At 75.7% G+C, this 12,141-nt stretch carries 6 protein-coding genes; all 6 read left to right on the forward strand.

What is annotated here, in order from left to right:
- Nucleotides 1-36: 36 nt before the first annotated feature.
- A complete protein-coding gene (locus OOK31_RS17060) occupies nucleotides 37-2,844 on the forward strand; it encodes a LuxR family transcriptional regulator (protein ID WP_267088089.1) in 2,808 nt (935 codons plus the stop codon).
- 83 nt (nucleotides 2,845-2,927) lie between these two features.
- Entirely contained in the window at nucleotides 2,928-5,837 is a 2,910-nt protein-coding gene (locus OOK31_RS17065; protein ID WP_267088090.1) for a LuxR family transcriptional regulator, read from the forward strand.
- Nucleotides 5,834-8,689, forward strand: coding sequence for a LuxR family transcriptional regulator (locus OOK31_RS17070; protein ID WP_267088091.1), 2,856 nt, complete (start codon nucleotides 5,834-5,836; stop codon nucleotides 8,687-8,689). Before OOK31_RS17065 ends, OOK31_RS17070 begins: the two co-directional genes overlap by 4 nt.
- 332 nt (nucleotides 8,690-9,021) lie before the next feature.
- The gene (locus OOK31_RS17075; RefSeq protein ID WP_267088092.1) at nucleotides 9,022-10,155 is read left to right on the forward strand and encodes a cytochrome P450; all 1,134 of its coding nucleotides are present in this window, start codon (nucleotides 9,022-9,024) and stop codon (nucleotides 10,153-10,155) included.
- 11 nt (nucleotides 10,156-10,166) lie between these two features.
- Nucleotides 10,167-10,373, forward strand: a complete 207-nt coding sequence (locus OOK31_RS17080; protein ID WP_267088306.1) for a ferredoxin — start codon at nucleotides 10,167-10,169, stop codon at nucleotides 10,371-10,373.
- A 149-nt stretch (nucleotides 10,374-10,522) separates the two neighbouring features.
- Complete coding sequence (locus OOK31_RS17085) at nucleotides 10,523-12,124, forward strand: GMC oxidoreductase (RefSeq protein ID WP_267088307.1); 1,602 nt, start codon at nucleotides 10,523-10,525, stop codon at nucleotides 12,122-12,124.
- Nucleotides 12,125-12,141: the final 17 nt, after the last annotated feature.

Here is a 12,141-nt window from a genome sequence, read left to right on the forward strand (position 1 = left end):
GCCAGGAGTGCTTTCACGGAAGAAGAGGGAAATACTGTGGCGGTCACCGGAGGCACTGTCGGGGCCCACGGCCCGACCCGGAGCCTGGACGTCCACACAGCCGAACTCGACGCCCTGCTGCGCCACGCCGCCGACGCCCGGGCGGGCGCCGCGCGCGCCGTCCTCGTCAGGGGGCCGGCCGGGATCGGCAGGAGCCACCTGCTGGCCGTCGCGGGCGAGCGACTGGCGGCCGAGGGCACGGCCGTACGGCGTGCCACCGGTCTCCCCGAGGGTACGTCCATGGTCCGAGCGGTCGACACCCTCCTCGGACCACCGCCCGGGCCGCGCGATACGCACGGCGACCGGCACCGCTTCCACCGGCGCACCCTGGACCTCCTCGCCGGCGGCCCCACCGCACTGGTCGTCGACGACGCCCAGTGGTGCGACGAAACTTCCCTGCGCTGCGTCGACTTCATCCTGCGCCGCTCCGCCGGCCGGCCCCTGCTCGTCGTCCTCGCCCAGCGCACCGGCGCCCCGGGCCCCGGCACCCGGGTGCTCACCGAGATCCTCGCCCAGGACCGCTGCGCCCTGCTGGAACTCGGCCCGCTGGACGAAGGCGGCACCCAGCGCATGGTCACCCGGATCTTCGGCGCCCCGGCCGACCAGCCGTTCGTCCGGCACTGCGCGGAGATCACCGGCGGCAACCCGCTGCTGCTCGACCGGCTGCTGCGCGCCCTGCGCACCGTGGGCATCCCGCCCGGCGCCGACGCCCTGCACCAGCTCAGCTCCCTCCACCAGACCGTACTGACCGCCCTGGTCCCCGAGTTCCTCGCCGCCGGACCCCGCCCCGCCCGGCAGGTCGCCACCGCCCTCGCCGTGCTCGGCCGCGCCGACGCCGACCCGCTCGCCGCGCTCAGCGGGCTGAGCGGCCGGCGCGTGGAGTCCGCCCTGAGCTGGCTGCGCCACATCGAGGCCGTACCGCCCGGCTCCCCGCCGCGGATGCGCGAGGGCATCCGTACGGCCGTCCTCGCCGCCCTCGACGGCCCCGAACTGCAGCGGCTGCGGGTCCGGGCCGCCCGGGTCCTCAGCGATGCCGGGCATCCCGCGGCCGAGGTCGCCGCGCAGCTCGCCCAGCTGGACCGGATCGACGAACCGTGGATGTTCGCGGTACTGCGCGACGCCCTCGCCGAAGCCCCGACCCGCGCGACCGTCAGCGCCGCCGGCCGCTGGCTGCGCGGACCGGGCCGCCGGCTCCCCGCCACCCGGCGCGCGGACCTGCACGTCGAACTGGCCCGCGCGGCCAGCCGTACCGCCGTCGCACCCGCCCACGCCCTCTGGCACCTGCGCCAGGCCCTCGCCGTGACCCCCGGCCCCCGGGAACGGGCCCCCGTCGCCGTGAAGTACGCCATGATGGCGCTCGGCACCGCCAGGGCCCCCGAAGCGCTCCGATTACTGGAGCGGGTCCTGCACGACCTGCGCGCCGCGACGGGCGCCGGCGAGGAGCCCGCCGACCGCGAGGTACGCGTCACCGTCGAATCGGCCCTGCTGGCCAGCGCGGTGAACGACCGGACCGCCCTGCCCTCCGCCCGCGCCCGGGCGGCCGCCCTGCCCGTACCGGGCGGACACAGCCCGGCCGACCGCCGGCTGCTCGCCGCCCTCAGCGCCTTCGCCGCCCTCGACGGCGGATCCGCCGGCCGGGCCGCCGCCCTCGCCCGGCAGGCCCTGCGCGCCGACGAACCCGGCACCGCCGGCTGGGGGGTGTTCTGCTCCTCCGCCGTCCTCGCCCTCGCCGACTGCGTCGACGAAGCACTGACCGCACTGGACCAGGCCCTGTCCCCGGCGGAGACCCACCCGCCGCTGTGGCCCCGGCGCGCCGCGCTGGCAGGGAGGTCCCTGATCCTGCACGGCATCGGCGACGTACCCGCCGCCGCCCGGGACGCCTGGGCCGCCGTCGAGGTCGTCGGACCCTCCGGGGCCCCGCCGTTCGCGCGGATCGCGCTGGCCTCCGTACTCCTCTCCCAGGGCGAGGCCCGGCAGGCCGCCACCGTCCTCGACGAACTCGTACGCGCCACGCCCGACCTGGACCGGAGCGTCTGGGAATGGCACCACCACCTGTACACGAGGGGCCGGATCCTGCGGGAACTGGGCGATCTGGAAGGCGCACTGGACGCGTGGCGCCAGTGCGGCCGCAGCCAGCAGGAGGCCGGCATCGCCAACCCGGTGCTGGCCCCCTGGTGGCTGCCCACCGCCACCACCCTCGGCCGCCTCGGCCGGGGCGCCGAGGCCGCCGCCCTCGTCGCTGCCGCCCAGGAACGCGCCCGGAGCTGGGGCACCCCGCGCGCCCTGGGCCTGGGCCTGGTCGCGCAGGCCTCGGTCGTCGAAGGCCGCGGCCGTACGGCGCTGCTCGCCGAGGCCGTCGACCTGCTGGCCGACTCCCCGGCCCGGCTGGAACTCGCCAAGGCCCAATACCAGTTGGGCCGCGAACTGCTCGTCCTCGGGGACGCCCGCAGCGCGCGCGGCCACCTGCGCCGGGCCATCGGCCTCGCCACCCGCTGCGGCTACCACGTGCTCGCCGCCATCGCCCGCGACGCCCTGGTGACCGCGGGGGGCCGGATGCCGCAGCTCGCCGCCGTCCCCCTCGACTCCCTCACCCACAGCGAACGCCGGATCGCGTCGCTGGCCGGGCGCGGCCACAGCAACAAGAAGATCGCGGAAACCCTGTTCATCACCCCGCGCACGGTGGAGATGCACCTGACCAACGTCTACCGGAAGCTCGACGTGCGCGGCCGCGCCGACCTGCCGCGCGGCCTCGCGGGCCGCTCCGGCGCGCCCGGACGGGCCGACGGCCTGCCCGCCACGCCCTGAGTCCCCGGGTGACGTCACGCAGCCCCCGGCGGCAGCCGGGAGGAGCCCCGACCGACCCGACACCCCCTGGAGGACGGACAGCCATGGAGCGGACGACGACAGCGACGCACCCGGCCCGCCGGACACCCCCCGCCCGCCGTACACCGCCCGCCGGGCGGACGCGGCCGGCCACCCCCGTACAGCCCGCGGCGCTCGTCGGACGGGACACGGAGACCGGGCTGCTGCGCGGCCTGCTGGAGGACCTGCGGGAGGGCCGGCCGGCGCTCGTCGAGGTGCACGGCCCGCCCGGCATCGGACGCAGCTCCCTCCTGGACCACGCCACCGCCCTCGCCGAAGCAGCGGGCGTCCGGGTGGCCGCGGCCCGGGCGACGGCCGAGGAGACCGGCCTGCCCCACGGCGTCGCCGCGCAGCTGCGCGCGCGGCTCCTCCCCGCACGCACCCCGGCCGGCCCCGCCACCGCGCCCGAGAGCGCCACACCTGCGGGCGACGGGCCGGCCGGCGCAGCCCCGGCCGGCCGGCCGGAGGACCTGTGCGCCGTCTTCCTGGAGGCCGCCCGCAGCGGACCCCTGCTGCTCGTCGTCGACGACGTCCAGTGGGCCGATGCGCCGTCACTGCGCCGGCTGCAGGCACTGGCCCGCAGGCTCGCCGGGACGCCGCTCATGCTCCTCACGTCCCGCAACAGCGCGGTACCGGCCACCGCGCACGACCGGATCGAGCCCTGCACCCTGGCCGGCGAGGACACCGTGGCCCGGCACGTGCTGGCCCTGGGCCCGCTGCCCGACCGGGCCGTCGGCGAGCTCCTCGCCCGGACCTGGCGGGCCCCGGTCGACGAGGCCTTCCTCACCGCCGCCGTCCAGCACCTCGAAGGCAGCCCGGCCCTGCTGCGTTCCGTCGTCGGACGGTTCCTCCGGCACGGCTGGACCCCCGGCGCCGACCACCTCGGCCGGCTGGCCGACAGCGCGGCCGAAGCCGTACGGACGCGCACCGTACGGACCCTCACCCTGCTGCCCGAGGAACTCCTCGGCGTCCTGCGCGCCATCGCCGTCGCCGGACCCGACTGCACACCCGGCCTGATCGACGCACTGGCCGGCCCGCGCACCCTCGGCACCGCCCGCGTACTGGCCCTGCTGTCCGGGGCCGGCCTGCTCGCCCCCGGACCCCGGCCCGGCCTGCGGACTCCCGCAGCGGCCCGGGCCGTCCTCGCCGACCTCGGCAGCGAACACCGCGAGGAACTCCACGCCCGGGCCGCCGAATGGGCCCACCGCGCGGCCCTCCCCGACCGTACGCTCGCCCGGCTGCTGCTGGACGCCCGCCGGATCGGCGCCCCCTGGGCGGTGGAGGCCCTCCAGCGCGAAGCCGCCGACTGCCGGGCCACCGGACAGCCCGGCCGCGCCGCCCGGCTGCTCGAACGGGCGCTGCGCGAACCGGCACCACCCGCCCTGCGGGTCCAGCTGCTCACCGACCTCGGCGCGGCCGTCCTGCCCACCGAGCCCGAGGCCGCGAGCCGCCACCTGTACCGCGCCCTGCACCCCACCGGCGACGGCTCCTGGTCCTCGCCCGGGGCCACCGCCGACCAGGCGACCGGCCGCGCCCGGCTGCGCGCCGCGGAACTCCTCGTGGCCCGCGGCGACGTCGTCACCCCCCGCTCCCGCATCGCCCGGGCCGCCGCCGACGCCCGCCCGGGCACCGCCGAACACTCCGGACTGCGCGCCCTGCACCGGATCACCGAGTACATCCGGCCCGACCCGGCCGACGAGGGCGACGCACCCCTGCCCGACCTCCGCCCGACGACACCGGAACGCTCCGCCGAGGCGGCCGTCGCCGCCTGGCGCACCGCGCAACGCGGCCGGGACATCACCCGGGCCCGCTCCCTCGCCCGGGCCGCCCTGGCCCCGCAGGCCCGTGAGCACGTCCCGCTCACCGTCCGCACGGCGGCCGCCCACGCACTCGTCCTCACCGGGGACACCGTGGAGGCACGCCGCGCGCTCGACGAGATCCTGCTGCGTGCCGAACACCGCGACGCCCCCGCGGTCGCCGGCCTCGCCCTGCTCGTCACCTGCCTCGCCGAACTGCGCGTCGGCCGCGACGCGGCCGCCGCGCAAGCCCTGGACCGGTGCGAGGAGCTCATGCCGAGCCGCTGCTGGCATCCGCTGATGGCACCCGGACCCCTCGCGCTGCGGGCCCTGCTGCACCTGCGCAGGGGCGAGCGGCCGGCGGCCGAACGGGTCCTCGCGACCGAGCTGCCGCCCGGCGCCGAAGGCGGGCTGTCCTGGGCCTACCTGCTGTACGCCCGCGGCCGGGTCCGGCTCGCGGGCGGACTGCGCGAGGAGGCGTTCGCCGACCTGCTGGAGTGCGGGCGCCAGCTGCTCGCCCGGCAGGCCGTGAACCCGGCCCTGCTGCCGTGGCGTTCGGCCGCCGCGCGGACCCGCGAGCCCGGGGACCCGGTGGCCGTGGCCCTGGTCGCGGAGGAGCGCCGGCGCGCCCTGCGGTGGGGTTCGCCCACCGCCATGGCGGCGGCGCTGGGGGAGGGGCCCGGGCCCGCGCGGGCGGGATCCCCGGGCCCGGGCCGGCCCGCCGGCTGGCAGTACCGGCAGGCGCTGGTCGCCCTCGGCACGGCCCCGTACTCCGGTCACCTCACCGTCGACTCCCTCCTCGGCAGCGCCCGGGAGGCGACCCCACGGCCCGGGAGCGGCGAGCGCCCGCCGCCGGTCCCGCCCGCGCCGGCGCAGGTACCGGAGGCCCCCCGCGCACCCGAGCCCCGTACCCCGTCCGCGCGGCCGCCGGCCGTCGGCGCGGGGCCGCTGACCCGCGCCGAGCTGCGCGTCGCGGCACTCGCCGCTTCCGGCCGGGCCAACCGGGCCATCGCCGAGGAACTGGCCGTCACCCCCAGGACGGTGGAGCTCCACCTGACCAAGGCCTACCGGAAACTCGGCATCCGGGGACGGCCCCAGCTGCCCGCGGCGCTGGAACGCACACCGAGGGAGACCCCATGACGAGGCCGGCCCGCCCACGCGAAGCACAAGAAGCACGAGACGGAGGCGGACACGGACGCGGCGGAACGACGAGGCCCCTGTTCCACCGGGACAAGGAACTCGACCTGATCACCGACGCGATGGACGCCACGCACCACGGCTCCGGCGGCGGCTCGGTGGTGATCGTCACCGGCGGCCTGGGCACCGGCAAGACCGCCCTGCTGCGGGCACTGCCCGAACGCGCCGAACGCCGCGGCATCCGCGTCGTCACCGCCAGCGGAGCCGTGTTCGAACGCGACTTCGGCTTCGGGGTGCTCGACCAGCTGCTGACCCCCGTCCTGCCGGGCACCGCCATCGCCCTGCCCGGCGACACCACGGGCCCCTCGGCGGGCTCCGAGCAGGACGCCGCGCTCCTCGCACTGCTGGCCGAACGCAGCGCGCACACACCGCTGCTCATGCTGGTCGACGACCTCCAATGGGCCGACGTCCCCTCCCTGCGCTGGCTCGCCCGGCTGGCCGGACGCGTGGCGGAGCTGCGCGTCACCCTGGTCGTCACGCTGCGCGAGGGCGACCCCGGCGAGGACGGACCGCAGCTCCACCAGCTCACCCAACAGGCCTCCCGCGTCCTGCGGTTGCTCCCGCTGCCCCCCGAGGGCACCGCGGACCTGGTCGGCGCCCTGACGGGCCGTCCCGTCGACCCGGCCTGCGCCCGGGCCTGCCACGAGGTGACCGGGGGCCATCCGCTGCTGCTCGCCGCCCTCGTCGAGGAACTGGCCGGTGCCGGAGAAGGGGCCCTGGACGACGTACGGGCCGTCCACGCGGCCCGGCCCGTGGCCCTGCACGAGAGGTTCGCCGTCGTCCTGCGCGACCAGCCCATGCCCGTACGGGAGTTCGCCGCCGCCCTCGCCGTGCTCGGCGACGGCGCCGACGAGGAGATGACCGGCCGGCTCGCCGGCCTCGACGACACCGGCCGGACCGAAGCCGTCCGGGTACTGCGCCGGCTCGGCCTGCTCGCCGAAGGCCCCGTACCCCGGTTCGTGCACCCGGTGGTGGCCGACGCCGTCGAGGAGGCGATGACACCCGCCGAGGCCGAGAGCATCCGCGTACACGCCGCCCTGCTGCTGCACCTGGGAGGACACCCCGCGGAACGGGCCGCCGCCCAGCTGCTCGCCGCCTCCGCCACCTGCCACGAGGACTGGCAGCTCGACGTCCTGCGGGCCGCGGCGGGCGCGGCCCGGCGGCGCTCCGCCCCGGACACCGCGGCCCGCTACCTGCGCCGCGCCCTGCTCGGCAGCCCGCCCGAAGGACAGGACCGGGCCGAGCTGCTGGTGGAACTGGCCACCGTCGAACGGGACTTCGCGCCCCGGGTGGCCCTACGGCACTTCGCCCAAGCCCTGATCCTGTTCCCGGACGCGGACCAGCGCGCCCGGGTGGCGGGCCTGATCCCGCCGTTCCTCCTCGACGGCTGCCCACCCGCCACCCTCGACACCGTCGTCAGGACGGCGGCCGAACTGGACGGGGCGGCGGAACCCGCCGGCGCCGCCCGCCGGTACGCGCGACGGCTGGAGGCACGGCTGCGGCACGTCGCCCCGGCCGGTCCCTTCGAGCCGGCCGGCTCCGGCCCCCGCCTGCGGTCCCTGGGCCCCCGCCCCTGCCTGGACACCGCGGCCGACCGCGAACTGGTCACCGTACTGCTGCACGGCGCCGCCATGGCCCAGACGGTCACCGCCGCCGAGGCCGTACCGCTCGCCGAACGGCTCCTCCAGCACGAACCCGCCGCCGCGGACCACGCGCACACGGCCCTGCCGCTGCTGACCGACGTCCTGGTCGCCTCCGACTCCCTCGGCACCATCGGCCCCTGGCTGCACACCGCCCACGACCGGGCCCGCAGGGAGAACGCCGACGTGCCGCGCGCCGTCATCGCCGTGGAACTCACCCGGCTCGCCCTCGCCCGCGGCGACCTGACGGGGGCCCGGGCGTACGCCGCGGAGGCACTCGCCCTGGACGTCACCGACTGGGCCACGCTCCAGACCCTTGCCGCCGTCGTACTGACCGCCCTGGAGGCCCGCGACGCCGCGCTGTGCGAACGGCTGCTGTCCGGGACCCGGGAGGAAGCCGTCCCCGGCCACCGGCCCTCCCCGCGACGGCTCCTCCACGGTGCGGCCGCCGCACTGCGCGGGGACCTCCCCGCCGCCCTGGACTGCGTCCTCGACTGGGGCCGCACCGCCGAGCACGCCCACTGGCGCAACCCGGGCATGGCGCCCTGGCGTTCGTGGGCGGCCGCGCTGGAGTACCGGACGGGCAGGTTGGACCGGGCCCACGACCTGATGGACGAGGAGTACGCGCGCGCCCTGAGCTGGGGCAGCCCGGTGCCCGTCGGACGCGCCCAGCGGGGCAAGGGCGCCCTCACCGAGGGCGCGGGCGGCATCCGGCTGCTGAGGGAGTCCGCGGACACCCTGGAGGGGACGGCCAACGCCCTCGAACGGGCCCGGACCGCGCTCCTCCTCGGCCGGCGCCTGCTCGCCCGGGGAGAGGCGACCGAGGCCGAGCGCCGGCTGACCCGTGCCCGCGAGGAAGGCCTCGCCTGCGGCGCGCCCTGGCTGGCAGAACGGGCCGGGCTGGCCCTGCACGGCATCGCCGGATCCCCCCGCGCGGACGTGGTGGCCGCACTGACCCGTACGGAGCGCCGGGTCGCCGGCCTCGCCGCCCGCGGCGCCTCCAACAAGGCCATCGCCGAGCGGCTGGAGGTGAGTTCGCGGGCCGTCGAGAAGCACCTCACCCACGCCTACCGCAAGCTGCGCATCGACGGCCGTACCGGTCTCGCCGCGATGTCCCGGCTGCTCTCCGACGACACCGGCCCCGTGCGCCCGTAGCGCCCCGTAGTGCCCTGACGGCGGAGGGAGACGACCGAACCGAACCGAAACTCCTACGGTACCGTCGGTAACCGTACCCTCCGCCCCCCGCCCACAGGGTTAGCGCACCTGGGATTGATTTCGTTGACACCCTTCAACGCGTCTTCATACCTTCATTTTCGGCGGTGATCGAACTGCGTGGCCGAGGCCCTGTCGAGGCCGGATTCCCACAGAGCCTCAGCACATCCCGCCTCGGTCGAAGAATGCGTGCCAGCCAGGAGAGGGAAGAAATGAGCCAGGGCGCACCGGTTGTCTTTTCAACGGTCCGAGACGGATATTTCAATCCGCCGTCGATGACGCAGTCACTGCGGCAGACCGCCCCTATCACCCGGATGGAATTCGCCGACGGACATCTCGGCTGGCTCGTCACCGGGCATTCCGCCGCCCGCGCCGTCCTCGCCGACAACCGGTTCAGCGCCCGCGGGGAACTCAAGCACCCGCCGGTACCGCGCGCCGCCACCCTGGACGAGGCCCCGGCCGCCCCGCGCGGCATGTTCATCCAGCACGACGACCCCGAGCACCAGCGGTACCGCAAGCTCCTCGTCGGGCAGTTCACCGTCCGGCGGATGCGGCTGCTCACCGAATGGATCGAGGGGATCACCGCGGAGCGCCTCGACGCCATGGAACGCCTCGGCTCCGAGGCCGACCTCTTCGAGCAGTTCGCGCTGCCCATCCCCTCCCTGGTCATCTGCGAACTCCTCGGCGTGCCCTACGCCGACCGCGAGGCCTTCCAGCACGACACCCACGTCTGGAGCAGCTTCGGCGAATCCACCGAGGTCGTGACGGCCGCCTTCCTGTCGCTGGGGACGTACCTGCAGGGCCTGGTGCGGCTCAAGCGCGCCGAGCCCGCCGACGACATCCTCAGCGGCCTGATCACCGCCGACCCGGACCTCACCGACGAGGAACTCACCTCGATCGCCTTCCTGCTGCTGGTCGCCGGACACGAGACGACCGCCAACCAGCTCGCCCTCGGCACCTTCGCCCTGCTGCGCCACCCCGAACAGCTCGCCGCGCTGCGCGCCGACCCGTCCCTGATCGAGGGCGCCGTCGAGGAGACGCTGCGCTACCTCAGCATCGTCCACCACGGCCCCACCCGGGCCGCCCTGGAGGACGTCGAGATCGACGGCGTCCTCATCAGGAAGGGCGAGGTCGTGATGGTCTCCCTCGCCGCGGCCAACCGCGACCCCGAGCGTTTCGACGACCCCGAGACCTTCGACGTGACCCGGCGCGCCGCAGGCCACCTCGGCTTCGGGCACGGCATCCACCAGTGCCTCGGCCAGCAGCTGGCCCGCATCGAGCTGCGCGTCGGCTTCACCGCCCTGCTGGAACGCTTCCCGGCCCTGCGGCTGGCCTGCCCGCCCGAGGAGATCAGGCTCCGCCACGACATGCAGGTCTACGGCGTGTACGCGCTGCCCGTCGCCTGGTGACCGGCGGCCCCCTGAGGGTCGACGCCGACCGGGACCTGTGCTGCGGCGCCGGCATGTGCGCCCTGCTCGCCCCCGAGGTCTTCGACCAGAGCGACGAAGGGGTCGTGCTGCTGCTCGACGCCCGCCCGCCCGCCGCGGTGCACGCCGCCGTCCGCGAGGCCGCCGACCAGTGCCCCTGCGCGGCGATCACCCTGCACGAGACCCCCGAGGCCCGCTGAAGGCCTCCTCCCCAAGGCCTCCTCCCCAAGGCCTCCCACCCAGGGCCTTCCGCGCTCCGCCGCGCGACCCGCCCCCCCCCGCGCCACCGCTCGCACCACCTTCGGAAAGCCAGGTACACACCGTGGAACAGCCCCTGTCCCGTCGCCGCATGCTCGGACTCACGGCCCTCGGCGCCGCCGCCCTGGCGGGCAGCACCACCATCGGCGCCCCCCGCGCCCTGGCCGCCGACCGCTCCGGCAGCCGGGCGTTCGTCCCCGCCGTCGTCATCGGGACGGGCTACGGCGCCGCCGTCACCGCCTTACGCCTCGCCGAGGCCGGCGTCCGCACCGTCATGCTCGAAATGGGCCAGCTGTGGAACCAGCCGGGTCCCGACGGGAACGTCTTCTCGGGCATGCTCAAGCCCGACAAGCGCTCCAGCTGGTTCAAGACCCGTACCGAGGCCCCGCTCGGCAGCTTCCTCTGGCTCGACCTGGCCAACCGGGACATCGACCCGTACGCGGGCGTCCTGGACCGGGTCAACTTCGACCAGATGTCCGTGTACGTGGGCCGCGGCGTCGGCGGCGGCTCCCTCGTCAACGGCGGCATGGCGGTCGCCCCGAAGCGCTCGTACTTCGAGGAGGTGCTCCCGCGCGTCGACTCCGCCGAGATGTACGGCCGTTACTTCCCGCGCGCCAACTCCATGCTCCGGGTCAACCACATCGACAACGGCTGGTTCGAGAGCACCGAGTGGTACAAGTTCGCCCGGGTCTCCCGCGACCAGGCCCAGAAGGCCGGCCTGGGCACCGTGCACGTCCCCAACGTCTACGACTTCGACCACATGCGGCGCGAAGCGGCCGGCGAGGTCCCCAAGTCGGCGCTGGCCGCCGAGGTCATCTACGGCAACAACAGCGGCAAGCAGAGCCTGGACAAGACCTACCTGGCCGCCGCCCTGGGCACCGGCAAGGTCACCATCGAGACCCTCCACCAGGCCAGGACCATCCGGCAGCAGAAGGACGGCACCTACCTGCTGACCGTCGAGCAGAGGGACGCCGACGGCAAGCTGCTCGCCACCAAGGAGGTCTCCTGCCGTCACCTCTTCCTCGGGGCCGGCAGCCTCGGCTCCACCGAACTGCTGCTGCGCGCCCGGGAGACCGGCACCCTGCCCGACCTCAGCTCCGAGATCGGCGCCGGCTGGGGCCCGAACGGCAACGTCATGACCGCCCGCGCCAACCACGTGTGGAACCCCACCGGCGCCAGCCAGTCCTCCATCCCCGCCCTGGGCATCGACGACTGGGACAACCCCGAGGCCCCCGTCTTCGCCGAGATCGCCCCCATGCCGGCCGGCCTGGAGACCTGGGTCAGCCTCTACCTGGCGATCACCAAGAACCCCGAGCGCGGCACCTTCGTCTACGACGCGGCCACCGACCGGGCGAACCTGCGCTGGACCCGCGACCAGAACACCCCCGCCGTCAACGCCGCGAAGTCGCTGTTCGACCGGATCAACAGGGCGAACTTCACGACGTACCGCTACGACCTCTTCGGCAAGCAGGTGAAGGCCTTCTCCGACGACTTCTCCTACCACCCGCTCGGCGGCTGCGTCCTGGGCAAGGCCACCGACGACTACGGCCGGGTGTCCGGCTACAAGAACCTCTACGTGACGGACGGCTCCCTCATTCCCGGCTCCATCGGCGTGAATCCGTTCGTCACCATCACCGCACTCGCCGAGCGGAACATCGAGCGCGTCATCCAGCAGGACATCGCCGGGTCGTAAACCCTTCCGGGTCATCA

It is taken from the genome of Streptomyces sp. NBC_00249, from assembly GCF_026342355.1.
In the GTDB taxonomy this organism is placed as follows: Bacteria; Actinomycetota; Actinomycetes; order Streptomycetales; family Streptomycetaceae; genus Streptomyces.

Bases quoted from the DNA above. Each gene is read 5' to 3' on its own strand.
- OOK31_RS17065 (WP_267088090.1), top strand. From the start codon at position 2,928: ATGGAGCGGACGACGACAGCGACGCACCCGGCCCGCCGGACACCCCCC.
- OOK31_RS17070 (WP_267088091.1), top strand. From the start codon at position 5,834: ATGACGAGGCCGGCCCGCCCACGCGAAGCACAAGAAGCACGAGACGGA.
- OOK31_RS17075 (WP_267088092.1), top strand. From the start codon at position 9,022: ATGACGCAGTCACTGCGGCAGACCGCCCCTATCACCCGGATGGAATTC.
- OOK31_RS17085 (WP_267088307.1), top strand. From the start codon at position 10,523: ATGCTCGGACTCACGGCCCTCGGCGCCGCCGCCCTGGCGGGCAGCACC.